The organism is Paenibacillus sp. FSL K6-4396 (assembly GCF_038002525.1).
Taxonomy (GTDB): domain Bacteria; phylum Bacillota; class Bacilli; order Paenibacillales; family Paenibacillaceae; genus Paenibacillus; species Paenibacillus amylolyticus_B.
The window spans coordinates 2,797,291-2,815,862 of the sequence record NZ_JBBOCR010000001.1 but is presented as its reverse complement, the minus strand read 5'-3'; the positions used below and the strand labels follow the sequence as shown (position 1 = coordinate 2,815,862).

11 protein-coding genes are annotated in these 18,572 nt (G+C 47.9%); 4 read left to right on the top strand and 7 right to left on the bottom strand.

The window, feature by feature from the left end; all coding sequences use genetic code 11:
• Nucleotides 1-103: 103 nt before the first annotated feature.
• The 5 genes from MHB85_RS12870 to MHB85_RS12850 form a co-directional block, all read right to left on the bottom strand.
• Complete coding sequence (locus MHB85_RS12870; RefSeq protein ID WP_036608705.1) at nt 104-607, bottom strand: ferritin; 504 nt, start codon at nt 605-607, stop codon at nt 104-106.
• 156 nt (nt 608-763) lie between these two features.
• A complete protein-coding gene (locus MHB85_RS12865; RefSeq protein WP_017688846.1) occupies nt 764-883 on the bottom strand; it encodes a hypothetical protein in 120 nt (39 codons plus the stop codon).
• Nucleotides 884-983: 100 nt separating this feature from the next.
• On the bottom strand, nt 984-1,241 hold the full coding sequence (locus tag MHB85_RS12860) for a YolD-like family protein (protein WP_036608707.1): 258 nt from the start codon (nt 1,239-1,241) through the stop codon (nt 984-986).
• 153 nt (nt 1,242-1,394) lie between these two features.
• Entirely contained in the window at nt 1,395-3,086 is a 1,692-nt protein-coding gene (locus MHB85_RS12855; RefSeq protein WP_192132063.1) for a DUF11 domain-containing protein, read from the bottom strand.
• Nucleotides 3,083-9,793, bottom strand: a complete 6,711-nt coding sequence (locus tag MHB85_RS12850) for a DUF7507 domain-containing protein (protein WP_105598388.1) — start codon at nt 9,791-9,793, stop codon at nt 3,083-3,085. Before MHB85_RS12850 ends, MHB85_RS12855 begins: the two co-directional genes overlap by 4 nt.
• A 232-nt stretch (nt 9,794-10,025) precedes the next feature.
• Here MHB85_RS12850 and MHB85_RS12845 point away from each other — a divergent pair, with 232 nt between their 5' ends.
• On the top strand, nt 10,026-11,165 hold the full coding sequence (locus tag MHB85_RS12845; protein WP_192132061.1) for a GGDEF domain-containing protein: 1,140 nt from the start codon (nt 10,026-10,028) through the stop codon (nt 11,163-11,165).
• Nucleotides 11,166-11,267: 102 nt separating this feature from the next.
• Here the strand turns inward: MHB85_RS12845 and MHB85_RS12840 are convergent, their stop codons facing one another.
• Together MHB85_RS12840 and MHB85_RS12835 are read right to left on the bottom strand one after the other, a co-directional pair.
• Nucleotides 11,268-11,789: a hypothetical protein gene (locus MHB85_RS12840; protein ID WP_192132059.1), complete on the bottom strand. Its 522-nt coding sequence runs from the start codon at nt 11,787-11,789 to the stop codon at nt 11,268-11,270.
• A gap of 71 nt (nt 11,790-11,860) precedes the next feature.
• Nucleotides 11,861-13,501 carry a sensor domain-containing diguanylate cyclase gene (locus MHB85_RS12835; protein ID WP_192132056.1) on the bottom strand — a complete coding sequence of 547 codons (1,641 nt, stop codon included), beginning with the start codon at nt 13,499-13,501 and terminating at the stop codon, nt 11,861-11,863.
• A 301-nt stretch (nt 13,502-13,802) separates the two neighbouring features.
• On the opposite strand from MHB85_RS12835, the gene MHB85_RS12830 reads away from it, so the two are divergent.
• The 3 genes from MHB85_RS12830 to MHB85_RS12820 are packed head-to-tail and all read left to right on the top strand — an operon-like array spanning nt 13,803 to nt 18,568.
• Entirely contained in the window at nt 13,803-16,757 is a 2,955-nt protein-coding gene (locus tag MHB85_RS12830; RefSeq protein WP_105598477.1) for a Na+/H+ antiporter subunit A, read from the top strand.
• 1 nt (nt 16,758) lies between these two features.
• Complete coding sequence (locus MHB85_RS12825) at nt 16,759-17,097, top strand: Na(+)/H(+) antiporter subunit C (RefSeq protein ID WP_036670645.1); 339 nt, start codon at nt 16,759-16,761, stop codon at nt 17,095-17,097.
• The gene (locus tag MHB85_RS12820) at nt 17,090-18,568 is read left to right on the top strand and encodes a Na+/H+ antiporter subunit D (protein ID WP_341073029.1); all 1,479 of its coding nucleotides are present in this window, start codon (nt 17,090-17,092) and stop codon (nt 18,566-18,568) included. Before MHB85_RS12825 ends, MHB85_RS12820 begins: the two co-directional genes overlap by 8 nt.
• Nucleotides 18,569-18,572 lie beyond the last annotated feature (4 nt).

Sequence of the window (18,572 nt, the reverse complement as noted above, 5' to 3'; positions counted from 1 at the left end):
ATCCCTTGCAAGGAGATTGCCCCCATTGCTTTCAGGATCATTACCTCATGCTGTATGTAAATGGTGTTTTGACGCTGGAATCTTATCGAGTCCCTACGTGCATTTATTCAGCAGGAGCAGTGAACGAACGTTTGCCAAACTCGGCATCCAGCATGTAGAAGGCATTGCTGTCTTTTTCAATGCGGCGCAGCTTCTGAATAATATTGTCAAACAAAGCTTCCTCTTCAACCTGCTCATCAATGAACCATTTCAGGAAATACATCGTTGCATGTTCACGTTCATTCAGAGCGATGTCAGCCAGATTGTAGAATTTTTTCGTGTTTTGCTGTTCATGAGCATAACCATGCTCAAATACATCCAGCATCGAAGCATATTCATTCTTCGGTTCTGGCAAAGCCTCAAGTGTGGCACGTTGTCCACGATCATTCAGGAATTTGTATATTTTCATGCCATGGAATCGCTCCTCTTCCGCTTGCACGATGAAGAAGTTCGCAAATCCATCCAGACTTTTGCTGGAACAATAGGCTGCCATAGCCAGATATACATGAGCAGAATAAAACTCAAAGTTCATCTGTTCATTTAAAGATTCTGTTAACGTTTGGCTCATAATCAAAACACCTCTTTCTTTCTCTAGGGATGGTTATATTCTAACATAACGTCAGCAGGACTTACACCGATTTTCTACAAAATTCGCCAAGGACTGAACGTACAAAAAAGCTCTGCCGCAATGGCAGAGCTTCTTTCATTCTTTAGAGATATGCAATTATACCAAGAACGCTTTGGAGATGATAACCAACAGGATGAACAGAACCAGAATGGCACCTACAGAAGTGAAACCTCCGTATCCGTAGCCTCTTGTTTCTCCACCTAATACTTCGCTCATTGACCGTACCTCCTCTGCAACAGGTATGGGTTATCTTATGCAGGAAGAACGACTTTGACAGGGCGGATGCCCTAATTATTCAAAAGCTGTTTTTTTTCGTTCAGTACCGGGGAGATTGCACACGCATGATATCCAGAAAAGGCACCTTCGCTGTGAACTCTTCTTCGGTATACTCTACATGCACAAGTCGTGTACGGGAGTCCATTTTGACGATGACTCCTTGCACCTGATCTTCCTTACCCCATACGGTCAACAGTACTTCCGAACGTTCCCGAAAAGCTTCAACTAGTTGATTTCCCAACTCTTCAAGTTCGAATTCATCCCGTGTAGGTCTTTTTGCTACTTTTGCTTTTGCCAATGTGGCTGCCTCCTCTACTCCGACGTCCCGATTCCACGGGTTGATTGCCGAGTTCATATTCAATTAGTATACCATTCATTTACGTTCGTGTAATCTCATGGCAACCAGAATAAGCAAATTCCTCAGGCAAGTTACCGTTAACCGTGATACCTCCTATTCTTCTCCATACTCCACAATGATGCTGTACTCATTCGATCGGGTTTCGCCAGCCCGTTTTTGTCCATTCCATTCATACGTGTACCGAGCAATCAAGGCTCCTTGCAGCGTCCCCGTCTTCTCAGAAGCTAACTTCGCTACATACGAGATGTTCTTTTCCGTTTCAGGCTCAATCACGCCCACATGCAGAACCCGTGGTGTGGAATACTCTGGTAAGCTCAATTGGATCTCACCCGTAGCTTGCCCAAGCCATCTGGCACCCTCAGGTAAAATGCTCCCAAGTTGTACACGTGCCGGCAAATTGCCTGTATTCCCCACACGTACCTGAAAAGTGACGGTACCTCCCTGCTCGACCAATGTGGGTGTCACTTGAACGTAAGCCTGAATTATCGGCGCTTTCAATTCGACCACAGCTTCATTAGATGTAATCATCCGCTGCACTGACCGTGAATCTGGCAATCGAAATGTATACATCAGGCTAGCATGATTCACATACCTGTAGTCATCAGGCATCGATTCATCTCGATCTGGAAGTTTCGCTTCGAACTGAATATTCAGAACCGACCGGGCTGTCAACGTCCCCAGATTAAGCCCTTTAGCCAGATTGGTTCCGGGACGTTTAACCCCATTCCAGCGCAGACTGCCTTCGACAAATGTTACACCTGTTCGCAGTACATCCAGGAGAGTTCCATCCACCGCATAACTGCTTGCATTGGAGATGGTAATATTATATTGGACGGCATCACCCAATGTGGCCGTTACCGGGAGCACACTTTTCACCACAGAGACCTGTGGCTGTAACACTTCCAGAGTAACCTGATTGGAGTAAAGCGTCTCCTGCTGTCCTGCCGAGATATATGACAGTACAGCTACACTTGATATTCCATTCGCATCGCTTCCCCCAATAACCTGAACCCGATATTGTATCCGAATTGAGCTTCCGGGCAAAATCTCTCCAAGTTGTATGCCCGTATCAGGCGTTACTTGTGGCGCAAACATTTCATCTACGATGACACTCGCTGGTATAAAAACAATTCCCTGTGGCAAAGAAATCGTTACTTGGGCATTCGTGGCTGCAATAAAACCCGGATTGCTCACGATAACGGTGTACATGACAATATCCCCTGAGAAGGTATAGATGTGATCCGCCTGAAAGGAGATCTCCAGCCGGGATGAGACCAGATTGACCTCCACGATATTGGATTGTTCCATACCCGTAACCGTTCTGCCTTCCGGTGTCAAAAACTCATAGTTAACCTGTGCCTGATTCAGCAGCTTCAGTGTCTCAGGTAAACGTAAGATTACAACTTGGAAGTGGTATCGCAACGTGGCTCCGGGCTCGATTTCAGCTGGAGGCAATCCACTCTCCGGTGATGCTCCCGGTAACGGAATACCATCACGCAGTACACTATTGGGAAGCAGTGCCGTCTCTGCAGATAGCTGATCCAATAGGTACACTAGGGCCGGAAGATTTCCGGTGTTAACAATTTCAACATGGTAGATAAGAGACTGCCCCAAGGCAGCCTCCGTGACATTGCAGACTTTTCTGACTTCAAGCCTGGGGCCGATCCACGGTGTTACAACCGTATTCGAATAGGATACCTGTTCCAGTTCAGTCGCACCCGAGCTGAATCGAACCAGGGACTGATTCTTTAGCCAGTGGGACAACGGACCGGAAGATTGGCTCATATCACCACAACCTCTACTCTGAATGTAACCGTAACGGAAGCACCCGCAGCAATCGATCCAAGTGTGATACCTGTATTCGGATTCCCTGTTGGTCTTGGCACACCATCCACCGTAACACTTCCTGGCACAAATACTGTACCGACAGGTACCGGGTCAACCATGACCACATTATTTACCACTTCAATGCCGCTATTGGTTACTACAACCGTATAGGTGATCACATCGCCGACAACGGCATCAACCGCACTTGTGCTTTTGACAACAGTCACATTTGGTGCAGATACCGGAATCACCAGAACATTGGAGGATACCGTCCCTGTCAACAGACGGCCATCGGGTGGACTAAATGTATAGTTGGCCACCGCCTGGTTAACGAGTTGCTGATCCTGCGGCAACGAATCTACAGTCACTTCGAGGGTAACCGTTACAATAACCGTACCTCCGGACGGTATGGAACCCACAACGATACCCGTCTCCGGATTGGCACCTGGCTGTGGAACACCATCAATCAGAACACTGTTGGGAAGCAGTACGGCTCCATTCGGTATATTGTCCGTTAATGTCAAACTTGCATCCAGATTCCCGCTATTGTTAATGGCAAAAGAATAGGTGATGGTGTCACCAATCGTTGCATTGGAGGTGCTCCCTGTTTTGGTTACGGCAATAATCGGCTGATAGATTGGTGTTACAACCGTATTGGAATACGCTGCTCCCGAGAAAACACCCGATGTGAAACTTACGGAAGACTGACTGCTCACTTGTGGTGGTGTTGGAAGCGTATTGACCCGCACTGCATACGATACCGCTATCGATGCTCCAGGGGCTAAACTACCAAGGGCTATGCCCAGCGCAGGGTTTGCCAAGGCCCGTGGAACGCCATCTACCAAGACGCTGCCAGCAACAAATGTGGTGGCTGGGTTAATCGGATCGGTGATCACAATGTTGTTTACCGGGTCAATTCCTTCATTGGTCACAACCATCTCGTATACGATCGTATCGCCCACCACAGCATCACTCACCGGAGTGGTCTTCACAACGCTGACATTCGGAGCAGATACTTGAATGTTGAGTGCGTTGGACGTAATCGTGCCTCCAAGTGTTCTTCCATCAGGCAATGTATACGAAAATGTAGCAGAAGCCTGATTGGTGATGGACTGGCTCAAAGGTAACGTCACAATCACAACGGAGAAGGTAACTAGAGTTGTTGTGGAAACGACACCAAGCGGAATACCCGAAGCCGGATCTGCACCTGGTGCTGAAGCCCCGTTAATAATAACGCTATTTGGAACAAGCTCTGTTCCTGCCGGAATGGTATCGGTCAACGTGACGGATGCCCCATAGTTCCCGGTATTGGAGATGGCGATGCTGTACACAACGGTATCCCCTACCGTTGCTATCGTCTGATCTCCCGTTTTCACTGCCGCCAGAATAGGTTGAAAGACCGGAGTTGTAACCGTATTGGAGAATGTGGTCGCTGAGAAAACCCCTGATGTAAAACTGACCGTGGACTGATTGTTTAACACTGCACTTGCCGGGAGCGCCGTAACCTGCACACTAAATACAACGGTTACCGTAACGCCAGGTGCGATGGAACCAAGCGTTATTCCCGTAGAAGGATTGGCACCAGGGCGCAGAACACCATCAACAAACACGCCAGTTGGCGCAAGAACGGTACTTGTCGGCACTGCATCCGTGAAAACCACATTGTTGACCGTTGCAATTCCGTTATTGGTTACAGCGATGCTATACGTTACGATATCACCAACTGATACCGCCGTTGAAGTTGTGGATTTGACGACATCGACATCCGGTGCCGATACGGTAATGGTCAACACATTGGATAGAACAGACTCCGTGATGTTCCGCCCATCCGGCAATGTATATGATAGAGCTACAGAAGCCTGATTCACCAGTTGTTGCGGACTTGGCAGCGTATCAACAACCACTGAAAAGGTAATGGTGGTCGTAGCTCCGGGAGCCACGTTGCCTGCGGGGATGCCCGTTGCTGGATTTCCTGCTGGCAGCGGTTGACCGTTTACAATAACGCTATTTGGAACAAGGATGGTTCCGGCTGGAAGGTTATCTGTCAGGTTAATCTGGGCTCCAAAGTTTCCCTGATTGTTCACGGTTATCGTGTAGCTGACTGTATCCCCAACGGTAGCATTTTGTGTACTGGCTGTTTTTTGTGCTGAAAGAATAGGCTGGTACACCGGAGTGACCACAGTATTTGAAAAGGTTGTGCTTGAGAATGTACCTGAGGTAAAACTGACCGTAGAGCGATTGCTCAACTGATCACTTGGCGGGATCGCGTCGACACGGATACTGAATGTGACCGTCGCGGACGTTCCGGGCCCCAATGTACCAAGGGGTACCCCACCTGCCGGATTGGCTCCGGGTTGCGCAACCCCATTCACTGTGACACTCCCTGTAACAAAGGAGGATCCAGCTGGAATCGGGTCTGAAAACTGAATATTGCTCACCGGTGCAATTCCGCTGTTGGTCACTAGAATGGAATAGGTCACCGTATCGCCTACCGTAGCCGCGGTGGAAGCTGTGCTTTTGACAACAGCGACGTTTGGTGACGAGACCGGGAACGTGAGTGTATTCGAAGTGGCTGAGCCAGTCAACGTCCGCCCATCTGGAGGTGTAAATGTAAAGGATGATGTAGCAAAGTTGCTAAGCTGCTGCGGAGATGGAAGTGAATCCACAACAACGGCAAACGTGACAACAGCTGTCGCCCCCGCTGCTACAATACCTATCGGAATGCCTGCTGCTGGCGTCGCTCCTGGCTGTGGCACACCGGATACAACCACACTGTTGGGTACTAAAGTAGTCGCAGCGGGAATGGTATCTGTCAGGGTAACATTTGCCTCCAGATTGCCTGTGTTGCTAACCGTTACTGTGTATACAACCGTATCACCTACGGTCGCATTTACGGTATTTGCCGTTTTGACAAGTGAAATCTGCGGTTGTATGACCGGAGTCTGAGTGGTATTGGACGATGATGACCCTGAAAATGAACCGGATGTGAAGCTGACCGTCGACTGATTGTTAATCTGCGAAGGAATCGGCATGGTAATCGTCACCTCAAAAGTTACGGTAACCTCGGCTCCTGGAGCCAACGTACCGATTGGAATGCCGGCGGTCGGATTGGAGAGCGGGAACGAAGTCCCGTTCACAATGACACTTCCGGGTACAAATGGGGTATTCGAAGGAAGAGGATTGACATATACCACATTATTAACGGCTACTGTGCCGTTATTACGAATAACAGACGTGTATCGAATGACATCCCCGACTACGCCGTACTCTACATTGTCACTGTTGACAATCGTTACATTGGGTAGAGAGACAGGAATAGTGATGGTGTTGGATGACGAGAATCCGGCAATCGTTCTCCCACTTGGAAGCGTGTAAGCAAACGAAGCAACCGCCTGATTAATTAACTGCCTTGCATCTGGCAAACTGGTAACCGTCGCAACAAAAGTGACCGTTGCACCTGTGCCCGCAGCAATCTCTCCTAGACTGATCCCTACATCCGGGCTGACCCCAGGTGTAGGTACGCCATTAATAATGACACTATTTGTGCTGAATACCGCTCCTGCTGGAATGGGATCTGTCAAGGTAACCGTTGCAGCTATATTACCTGTATTGTTAATTTGGATGGTGTAATTAAACGTATCTCCTACCGTCAAACTTGTTGTACTTGCTGACTTCACCACTTGAACCACTGGCAGAAATATGGGGGTATTTACCGATATGGAAGAAGAAACACCATTAAAACTGCCTGATGTAAATGCTGCATTGGCCCGGTTACTAACCAAACCTGTGGATGGAACAGAATTCACCCGGGTCTGATAGGTCACAGTTACACTGCTTGAGCTATTCAATGTACCCACTGCGATTCCCGCAACGGGGCTTGCGCTTGTAACAGCAGATCCATTAATCGTGACACTACCCGGGACAAATTCAGAGCCGGATGGTGCATCCGAAATCACCAGATTTTGGACCGCACTAATTCCGGCATTGGTTGCAATAACGGTATAGGTAAGGATGTCACCTACAGTCGCATCAGGTGTGTTTACCGTTTTGCTAATCGAAATATTAGGGGCCGATGCAGGTATTCGAACGATATTGGATTGACTTGACCCTGAGAGATTCCGTCCGCTGGGAAGCTGGTACGTATAAGTTGCGGTACCCTGATTCTCCAGTGTTGGCGGAGATGGAAGTGTACTCAGTGTTGCGCGAAATACGACCGTTGCCGTAGCACCTGGCGAGAGACTGCCCAGCGTTATACCGGTTAAGGGGCTGGTTCCCGGACGCGCAGTACCATTCACGGTTACCGAATCCGGGACAAACGTCAGCCCCGCTGGAATCGTATCGGTCACATTCACTTGAGTCGCTATGTTTCCACTGTTCGTGACTGCAAGTGTGTATGCAATCTGATCCCCCAGTGTCGCATTGGTTTGGCTTGCCGACTTGTTGATACCGACAACGGCTTGGTATACAGGGGTTGTAATGGAATTGGAGTTGGAAATGCCCGTGAACGAACCAGAGCTATAGGACACTACCGCTCGATTAACTAAAGAACCTGAAGCAGGAAGAGACTGCACATTCACCTGAAACGTCACCGTTGCAGAACTTCCGGCCGCCAATGTCCCAATAGAGATGCCACTGCTCGGATTCGCAGACGGTACGACAGTTCCTCTTACGGTTGCACTGCCAGAAACAAAGGTTGTTCCAGCAGGGAGCGCATCTGTAAGTACCACATTGTTAATCACCTGAATACCGCTGTTGGTAGTAACTATGGTGTACGTGAAGGTCTCCCCGACTGCAACATCGGTAACGGATGCTGATTTTACCGTGGTCACATTGGGCAATGTTACCGGGATCGTTAAGGTATTCGAGGCGATGTTTCCCGTGATCGTCCGACCATCAGGTGAATTAAAGGAATAAGAAGCCGTAGCCTGATCCACAAGAGTCGGCGGTGTCGGCAAGCTTGTTACAAGCACCTGAAAGGTCACGGTATTGGCACTTCCTGCCGCGAGGCTCCCCAGATTAACGCCAGTAACCGGATTGGCACCAGCAATCACATTTCCATTCAGACGAAAGCTGCCTGCTACATATGAGCTACCACTTGGTATGTTATCCCTCAATGTAACGTTGGCAGCAACATTCCCTCCGTTGTTCACTTGGAGTGTATAGGTAACCAGGTCACCCACCGTGGCATTGGTGGTACTCGCCGATTTCACAACGGACAGGTTTGGCGAATAAACAGTAAGGGTGGAGTTATTGGACGGAATAACTCCCGTAATCACTGCCCCCCCTGCCACACTTTGAAATGTAAAAGCGGCATTCGCTGAATTCACCAGCTGCAATATGCTTGCATCCTGACCAATGAGCGCACGATAGGTGACTACGATGCTGCTGGACAGGTTTAATGAACCCAGCGGAATGCCTGCGGTCACATCGAGTGTTGGGCGGGGTATCCCTGCGACCGTTACACTCCCTGGAATGAAGGTAAGCCCTGCAGGCAGTGAATCGGATAACACAACGCTGGCCGCACTGGCTGTACCTGCATTGCTGACGGTAACAGTATAGAGAACACTATCTCCCGCCACCGCGCCGGAGGCAACGGATGCCTTGGCCACTGTAATTTTGGGCGCATTGATATCCACCTGAATCGCATTGGCATTGACAATGTAGGCATCCCCCGAGGTCGTCAGCGTTAACACAGCAGAAGACTGGTTGTTAATCAGTCTCGCAGATACATCCACATTGGTAATATCCCAGCCTTGTCGTCCACCGATAATATTGGTGCCTGGGGCCCCGTTAGTCTGGTTTCGTGTTCCGAAAGTCCCTGTTGTGTTAAGCGCTCCCGTATCCCCATTGATTTGGGATGCAAAAAAGTTCGCAGCCAGATTATTGGGCCCGGACAAAGCAACCGATGTAGCTGAGGTTGGCCCGAATAATGCCTGATCTCCAGTCCGGTTCGCGTCACCTTCCTGGGCACTGAACAGCGCTCTTCCTCCGAGTACACCGGAGAGGGGGGTGGCGAATCCAGTCAATGTTGTTACGACCGGTGGTGAAGTGGATTGCACAAGTACGCCGCCTGCACGCAAAGACATGTTGCGAAAAGGGAGATTGGGATTCTGATAAATAACGCCAAGTGTCCATCCCGCATGATTGGCCGTGGAATCATTTGTAATAACTATAGTCCCTACCACTGCTCCGGTGATATATGTACCTGCTCCCCCATTTTGTACAAGTGTCGTCACATTGGCGGAACGTACATAACCTGCGGCGTTGTTACCCAGATCAAACTGATTGTAAGTCACCGGGTCAGGTGTAACACTGAATGAACCTGCAGGGGTAGTGAACGTTACCGGATTGTTGATCGCTGAGCTCAGATTGACAGTTCCATTGATATAACTTCCGCCCCAGATTAATTCCGCATACAGAACGGTACTTCCCGCAGGAAGAACAAGGATAGCAGCGGAACTGTTACTCTGATACAAGCTTGTGGTCCCCAGTGGGTAGGTGCCGTATTGGACGCTGGTGTTGGTTGTGGTAAAACCTCCAATACTATCCTGTGTTCCGGGTACTCCCGCCGTTTCTGAACGACTCAGTCCAAGCGTATTTCCTGTAAATGTAATTGCTCCCGTAGCATTAACGGTTGAACGAACGACAAGAGGAATGAAGATCACCTCCCCTTCATCAATGATTTCCTACATATGGAACGGAGCCATGTATATAGTCTATGAGTGTATTGTTGAGTTTTGTTTGTCCTCCATAAAAAGTTTGTGATAACTCGAAAATTATGTGAGTCTTGTTCTCACATAACAGTTAAACACATTTGCGTTTTGTTCATTGTGATTTATAATTATCTTATACGAGAGTAATTCTGTCGTACCATTATGATGCAGTCAGCGGTGATATATGAAAGGTTTCCATACGCACAATAGCCACATTCCAACAGAGTACGAGTTCAAACATTCCAAATGGATTCAAAAAATGCTCCATGCCTACTGGATAGTCATCATTGCACATTTCGCCATTCAGATTGGCTGTTTCCTGTTTCTGGAGTATGATCGTACACCGATAGATTTCTTGATGAATGTCCTGTTCTGGCCTACGGCCGTCAGCAGTTCATGCATTTTGTTCGCAAGTTGGGTTGATCGGCGCTTCAGTTCATATTCCTTTTACACCATGTCTATAGCCAGCACGGTTATCGCCTGGACAATTATTCATGTCAATTATGACATTCGGATTATATTAGCAATCTGTCTGTTGCCCATCTTTGCTTCGGTGCTGTTCTTCAGTAAAAAGAGAGTCTGGATTGTCTTTCTGATGCAGATGACTGGTTACTTTCTGGTTTTGTTCGATCCGGCCTACCGGTTGTACCTGTCTTCATTTGACATGGTATCCATTCCTGCTTTTCTAATCCTAGGTACATATGTAGCACAGGTTATCGTAACCAGCGGCGTTGAGGTGCTTGATGATCTTCAGGCCAGCATGCTTGCCAAGCAGGACCTTATTGTGCGAAATGCCATTATGACCAAACAGTCCAAAACAGACGGTTTAACCAACCTTTATAATCAAAGCTCATTCAAGGATTATTATGAAAAAGCATTTGAGTATGCCAACAGTGGCATGAGTATGCATCTGGCCCTGATCGATATTGATGACTTCAAATCCATTAATGATACGTATGGTCATCGGGTTGGAGACATCATTCTGGAGAAAGTGTCCCTGATCATTCAGGAAACCATTACCTCAAGTGATATTGCAGCACGGTACGGAGGCGAAGAGTTCGCCTTATTGATGTTTGAGCAATCTTTCAAGCAGGCCTATGCCTTGGTGGAACAGATTCGTCAGAAGATTGCCCTGATGGGCCATCTGGAACTTGAAGGAGCTTCCATCACCGTAAGTATCGGTCTCAAAAGCTACAGCCCTAATCTAACCAAAGACAAATTGTTCGAGGAAGTGGATACCTGTCTGTATGCCGCCAAACGAACAGGTAAAAATAAAACCGTAACATCACTTGACCTGACTTCGTCCTTCGTAGAGAAAATATAAATAAAAAAGTTGTGCTGTACACCGGAATTCCGGTCTGTACAACACAACTTTTTTTGGGTCGAATATGATCAGCAGGCCGATCTTCTTCATACGTCTATGTTTTCATTCCGCCCATTCCCAGCGATGACGATTTTGCTCCAGCATCGGATGCAGGTATTCGGACGATCCGTCAATGATGAGACGCAGCTCTTTGATCCAATCCTTGAAGGAATCAAATGAAGCAAACAGATTTGCCATCTCTATCGTCAAATAAAGAAAGTGAGGGGCTGGATATTCCGCAGTAATATGACGCAGAGCGCTATCCACAGGTGTATATTTCTTTCTCTTGCCCTCAAGCCCCTCCACACGTATACGTGAAGTTGGATGTTCCCGACGCCAATCATGCAGGCGGTCTTCTCTTTTGTAATATGCCTGTATCGTATCCTTGCTCATTCGTTTAAACGTGCTCTCGTGTAAAGGATACAGCACAAGCTGTATGAATGAACGAGTGTCCGCCTTTGCAGCGGCGCGTTCAAGTTGCTCATCGGTCACATGTTCAAACGAGTCATAAAAAGTCAGTGTGCCTTTGCGGCTGGCCACAGGTGGCTCATAACCATAAGGTACAGTTGTATATTTTCCAGACATTTCACCCCTCCTTGTCTATAGCCACATTCGTACAAAGGTGATTGGGATAACCGAGCTAATATTATTATACGCTAACGATCCTGCTTCAACTCGGAATAAAATGTCATTCTGTTCTTGCCTGCACGTTTGGACTCATACAAAGCTTCGTCCGCCATCCGGATAATCTCACTTGGATTGTCGCTGTTGGTTGGATACTCAGCACCTCCAATGCTACATCCAATTCGAATTCGCTCGTATTCGATAATAAACGGCTTGTTCAGACTTTGAATGATGGCTTCTGCATAAGCCATGGCTTCTTCCCTCGGATGACTTCCAACAGACTGAAGTACAATCAGGAATTCATCTCCGCCCAATCGGACCGTTATACCCTTCTCCTGACCAAGAGCAGACAGTCGCTGGGCCACTTTCTGTAGTAGCACATCTCCAGTTTGATGTCCAAGTGTATCGTTGACCCGTTTGAATCCATCGAGATCCAGATAGAGAAAAGTCAGCGTGTGATTTTCACTTTCAGTCTCCAGAGACTCCTCCAGATACACTTCTAGGGCAGTGCGATTCGGCAGACTAGTCAACTGATCAAAATGCGCCAGATTCTGCATCACGACCAGCTCCGAGTTTTTATTCATAAGAGAGGTCAGCATATCCCGAAGCGAACGGGACAACACTTCAATCTCCTTAATCCCTTTAATCGCAGGAATTTCAAGCTCTTCCCCTGCACGCAGTCGATTGGCTACTCTGGTAAGACGCACAAGTGGGGCAGAGATCAGACGTGAGACAAACCAGCCAATCAGTGCAAACAGTACGGTAACGGCGAGTCCCGACCACACATTAAACCACATCAGGTCAAACACAGAAGCAAAAGCAGATGACTTGACTTGACGAATGACTACGGTCCAGCCTAATCCGGGATAATCCAGATGACCCTGGCTGTAGGCAAATCCTGTCACATATTCCTTACCATCTGGCCACTCTTCAATGGACCAGCTGCTTTTGTTGCGCTGGGCCTCTTCGATGCCGGGCAATGCCAACGGTTTACCGATCCATTCCTTCGGCCCCAACAGCACTGTACGTTCCTTTTTGCTTACGATAAAGAACTCAATGTCTTTTTCTTCCCTTTTCAATGGGGCAAGCACGGACTCTTCGACTTCCTTCGCCCATTCCCAACTTAAATGTGCAGCGAGCACACCCTGAATATGTCCCTTGCTATCCTTCAGCGGAAAACTGATATCAACAAATTGCAACGGCTCTTCCGTTGGATTCGGAAGCAGCTTGGCAAGAAGTACTGCATTATGCACATCTCCAATGAATTTACCCTTGATTCCCTCCTGATACACAGGTCGCTCTGATAAATTTTCCCCAAGCAAGATACCATCCGTGGCAGCTAACACTTTTCCCTTCGGGTCCATGAATCCAACCCATGAGAATGAGGGAAAGCTATCTTGTAACTGATCCAGCAGCATCTGAATCTCATCAGGTTGAAATCCATCTTCCAACGAAGCCATTTGACCCAGCAGGTCCAGTTCACCCGCGCGAGCGGACATGAATCGATCCAGCTTGTCCGAAGCCTGTGAGGCCGTGCCTGTAAGCGAGTGACCAATCTCAGTCTCTACAGCAACAAATGACTTTTGGCTAAAAATAGACCCAATCGTCAGAGTAACCAGCAAGGATAACACAGCAAAGATGACAGTAAGCACAGTTCTAATTTTGAATGACATTATTTCCTCCATTACACGGTGAAACCATCTTGCTTTTCAACATAACTATGCTGTAAAGAGTACACGGAATGTCACCTAATCGTTTTCATATTTATCGGAACTTGTGTGTTTTTTTATTATACATGCCCATACAATATTATACTGAAATCTTCACCGTGTTTCTTCCATTCAAAGAATAGACACGATTCTGTATATACATACTTGGGTTATGAATATAGAGAGCAAGCATATCCTTCAAAGGATCATGCGCCTGTATGTCACAGAGAGAGTAATCGAAATACTAAACATTGGGGGTGTAATGTTGAGCCTGCTTCATGTTGCTGTTATTCTGCCTTTTGCCGCTGGCATTCTTCTTGCCATGCTGCATCGTTTCTTCCGTAAAAACCATTTGGGATGGCCGGTTCTCCTTGTCCCGGCACTATTATTTGTATACTTTGCGAGTCTCATACCCGCTGTGTCACAGCGCAATACCGTAGCCGGAAATATCCCGTGGATTCCTTCACTGGACATTGGATTTAACCTTTATCTGGACGGTCTGAGCCTCATGTTGACACTGCTAATCACCGGAATCGGTGTCCTCGTTGTTCTCTACTCCATCTTCTACATGGATATGAAAGAAGCGCTGAACCGTTTCTACCTGTATCTGTTGATGTTCATGGGAGCCATGTTGGGCGTGGTGTTGTCTGATAATATGATCGTGCTCTACGGATTCTGGGAATTGACCAGTATTACGTCGTTCCTGTTGATTGCATTCCATTACAAACGTAAAGCCTCGACTTCAGGAGCACAAAAATCATTCCTGATTACGGTATTTGGCGGTTTCGCCATGCTTACCGGATTCATGATGATGTATCTCATTACCGGAACGTTCAGTATTCGTGCAACCATTGCAGGATTGGGTCAGTTTCAGGAAAGCGCACTATTTCTACCCGCACTTATCTTGATCCTGATTGGAGCTTTCACCAAGTCAGCTCAGTTCCCGTTTCATATCTGGTTGCCGGATGCCATGGAAGCTCCAACACCTGTTAGTGCCTATCTTCACTCAGCCACCATGGTCAAGGCCGGACTGTACGTTGTGGCCCGGTTTACACCGATCTTCGGTGGACAGGGACTCTGGTTCTGGCTCGTTACTGGCGTTGGTCTTCTGACTTTGTGTTATGGATCATTCCTGGCGGTGAAAAAAAACGATCTCAAAGCGATTCTCGCCTATTCGACCATCTCTCAACTTGGTCTGATCATGTCCCTGTTAGGGGTTGGATCTGCTGCTCTCTACTTCGGATATGGCGAGTCCTCTGCGATGTACACCGTGGCAATAACCGCTGCGCTGCTTCACCTGTTTAATCATGCGACCTTCAAGGCCGCTCTGTTCATGGTCGTAGGGATTGTTGATCATGAAACGGGTACACGTGACATTCGGAAGCTCGGTGGACTTGCTTCATTCATGCCAATTACATTCACCGTGGCATTGATCGGTTCACTTGCCATGGCGGGTATTCCGCCGTTCAACGGATTCCTGAGCAAGGAGCTATTCTTCCAGGCGATGGTGGAAGTCACGCATCTGCGAATCTTTGGACTTGGGTCCTGGAGTGTTCTATTGCCGGTATTCGCTTGGCTTGCAAGTGTGTTTACCCTGATCTATGCGCTTATTATCGTGTTCAAAACATTCCTCGGTCGTAGCCAAAGCGAGATCCCTGCCGAGAAGCTGCACGAAGCGCCCGCTGGTATGCTCATTCCGCCCGTTGTTCTAGGTGTTCTTGTCGTTGTATTCGGACTCTTCCCGAATCTGCTGGCCGGATCACTGATTGAACCGGCCATGGCCGCTGTGCTTCCATCCCTCTTGAATGGGAATGAGCGCTTCGATGTACATTTCTCCCTGTGGCATGGATGGACTCCGGAACTGATTATGACGATCGGAGTTGTGATTCTCGGAATCACTCTCTACAAGCTGTTGCCACGATGGAGGAATATTTATGAGCACTATCCACAAGGATTAACCATTAACAATATGTACCATGTTGTATTGGATAATCTCCAGCATTATGCACGCAAATGGACGGAAGCCTATATGAATGGCTCGGTCCGTAATTATCTGGTTTACATTTTTTCATTCACGGTCGCCTTGTTGGTCTATGCCTTCTTCCGTTCAGGAGAGAATATCACCTGGAATCTGCAGGGCAATGCACCTTTCTCATTTTATGAGGTCGTTCTGCTAGTCACGCTCATCGGTGCTGCGGTTTCAATTCCTTTTGCCAAAAACAGACTGTCGGCAGTCATTATGACGGGCGCGGTTGGTTACATCGTAACCCTGCTGTTTGTACTCTTCCGGGCGCCGGATCTGGCATTGACACAGATGATTGTTGAGACCGTATCCGTTGCATTGTTCCTGCTTTGCTTCTACCATCTGCCTGAATTGCAACGTGGCAAATCAAGCCGCAGTTATCTCACGGTAAATATGATCGTAGCGATTGCAGTCGGAGTTGTGATGACCTTTGTAGCTCTAGCTGCAAGCGGAACAGCATCACTGGACAGCATTTCTACCTTTTTCCTTCAGGAAGCGTATGAGTCTGCGGGTGGTAAAAATGTCGTGAACGTCTTATTGGTTGATTTCCGTGGCTTCGATACGTTATTGGAGATTATGGTGCTTGGCGTTGCTTCACTATCCATCTACTCCATGATTAATCTGAACCTCGAAGCAAAAGATCTGGGAGCTCGCTTGAAGTTCCGTAAGAAGGACGAAAGTCAGGATTCCGAACCTGCTCTGGATGATGAAGCGGACAATACGAAAAAGTATGGTAACCGGGAACGGAGCTCATCCTCCTGGGATACTGTACCCTTGCAGAGTAATGATGTATTGCTGCAAACGACCACCAAGGTCGTTGTGTTCATCATTCTGACATTTGCCATGCACCTGTTCTTTGCAGGACACCACAATCCGGGCGGAGGTTTCATCGGCGGCTTGGTAACAGCTGCGGCGCTCGTATTGATTGCCCTGGCATTCAGTACAGATACGATACGCAAAGCGTTACCCGTTGACTTCCGTGTTCTAACAGGGATCGGATTGGGTATAGCGTTACTGACAGGTGCAGGTTCATTTATATTCGGAGTTCCATTCTTAAGCCAAACCTTCGGTTATTTCGAACTTCCTTTGCTGGGAGAGACAGAACTCGCCACGGCCATGCTGTTTGATCTTGGCGTGTATCTCGCTGTCCTGGGTGTCACCATGACCATCATTCTACAGATCGGGGAGGATCGCTGATATGGAAATATTAATGTGCGTAGCCGTTGGCATTCTGTTTGCGGTTGCCGTCTTTTTAATCTTGTCGCGGAGCCTGCTCCGTATCGTACTTGGCATGTCCATACTAACCCATGGCGTGCATCTGCTCTTGATCACCATGTCACGTCTCAAAACCGGGGCACCACCACTGCTTGGGGAGATGGCTGAACGTTATGTCGATCCTCTTCCTCAGGCTTTGATACTAACTTCAATTGTAATTAATTTTGGACTCACTGCGTTCTTCTTTGTTCTCTCCTATCGTTCTTATCTGAAGTTAAAAACAGACGATATGGAAGAAGTAAGGGGGCGCCCATATGAATAATCTCGTCGTTCTGCCAATTCTGTTGCCTTTGGTTACAGGTGTTCTGGCTTTGCTCTTTTTCCGAAAGACAAATATCCAACGGATCATTAGTGTCATCGGACTTTTGTTTACAGCAGCGGTCTCGACGATACTCATTACTCGTGTGACTCAAAATGGAGTACTAACGCTTAATATGGGCGGATGGGCACCTCCCTATGGCATTGTGCTAGTAGCTGACATGGTGTCTGCCTTGCTTGTTGTTGCTGCTTCCATCATTGCGCTGGCTTGTCTGCTTTATGCATTCCGCAGTGTGAACAAGGAGCGAGAAGAACATCACTTCTATCCGTTCTTCCATTTTCTGATTGCAGGAGTTAACGGTTCATTCCTAACCGGAGATTTGTTCAACCTATTTGTTTGCTTTGAACTGATGCTCATCTCTTCCTATGCACTGATTGTATTGGGTGGTACGGAAAGACAGCTTCGGGAAACGATTAAATATGTCTTGATTAACATCGTTTCTTCAGCTCTTTTTGTCGCTTCCATCGGCTTCCTCTACTCCATAACTGGCACACTGAACATGGCAGACTTGTCCGTCAAAATTGCTGAAGTGGGACAGAGCGGAGTCATTACCTTAATTGCTGTTCTCTTTCTGATCGTATTTAGCATCAAGGCCGGGCTGTTCCTGTTCTTCTGGTTGTCGGGCTCTTATGCGGCACCACCTGCCGTCGTCACTGCATTGTTCGCAGGATTGCTTACCAAGGTTGGCTTGTACGCGATTGTGCGAACATTCACACTGATCTTCTATCATGATCCTGATTTCTTCCATACCCTGATCGGATGGATGGCTGGTGCTACGATGGTCCTTGGTGTCATCGGTGCGATCTCCTACCGCGATGTGAACAAAATTCTCATCTACAACGTGGTCGCAGGTGTAGGTTTTGTCGCTTTTGGTATGGCTTCAGCCAGTCGCCCTGCGCTGGAAGGTCTGCTCTTCTACATGCTGCATGACATGTTGATCAAAACATTGCTCTTCCTGCTCGGCGGTGCCTTGATCGCTGTTGCAGGAACATCCAAACTGGACAACATGGGCGGGCTGATCCATCGCTATCCGCTGCTCGGCTGGATGTTTTTCATTAGTGCACTTGCCTTGGCGGGCTTGCCTCCATTCAGTGGTTTTCCGGGGAAGTTGCTTCTCTTTGAAGGTGGCTTGCAGGCAGGCTTGTATGGTCTGACCGGCATTGCGGTGCTCTCCAGCTTATTAATGTTATATTCGGTACTGCGCATCTTCATACAAGCGTTCTGGGGTGAACCGCCTGCCGGGGTTGTAAGACGCCCTTACGCGGTGAACGGCCTGCTGATTCCTGCCGGAATTCTGTTTGTATTCATCATCGTAATGGGTGTGGGGGCTGAAGGCATGTTCCAATTGACCTCCCGCGCAGGCGATATTCTACTGCATCCCAATATTTATATTGATGCCGTATTGAAGGAGTAGATGT

What these genes read in the sequence shown, in the direction of transcription:
- MHB85_RS12825 (WP_036670645.1), top strand. Translation starts at nt 16,759, where the DNA reads ATGGAAATATTAATGTGCGTAGCCGTTGGCATTCTGTTTGCGGTTGCC.
- MHB85_RS12870 (WP_036608705.1), bottom strand. Translation starts at nt 607, where the DNA reads ATGAGCCAAACGTTAACAGAATCTTTAAATGAACAGATGAACTTTGAG.
- MHB85_RS12835 (WP_192132056.1), bottom strand. Translation starts at nt 13,501, where the DNA reads ATGTCATTCAAAATTAGAACTGTGCTTACTGTCATCTTTGCTGTGTTA.
- MHB85_RS12840 (WP_192132059.1), bottom strand. Translation starts at nt 11,789, where the DNA reads ATGTCTGGAAAATATACAACTGTACCTTATGGTTATGAGCCACCTGTG.
- MHB85_RS12845 (WP_192132061.1), top strand. Translation starts at nt 10,026, where the DNA reads ATGAAAGGTTTCCATACGCACAATAGCCACATTCCAACAGAGTACGAG.
- MHB85_RS12855 (WP_192132063.1), bottom strand. Translation starts at nt 3,086, where the DNA reads ATGAGCCAATCTTCCGGTCCGTTGTCCCACTGGCTAAAGAATCAGTCC.
- MHB85_RS12820 (WP_341073029.1), top strand. Translation starts at nt 17,090, where the DNA reads ATGAATAATCTCGTCGTTCTGCCAATTCTGTTGCCTTTGGTTACAGGT.
- MHB85_RS12865 (WP_017688846.1), bottom strand. Translation starts at nt 883, where the DNA reads ATGAGCGAAGTATTAGGTGGAGAAACAAGAGGCTACGGATACGGAGGT.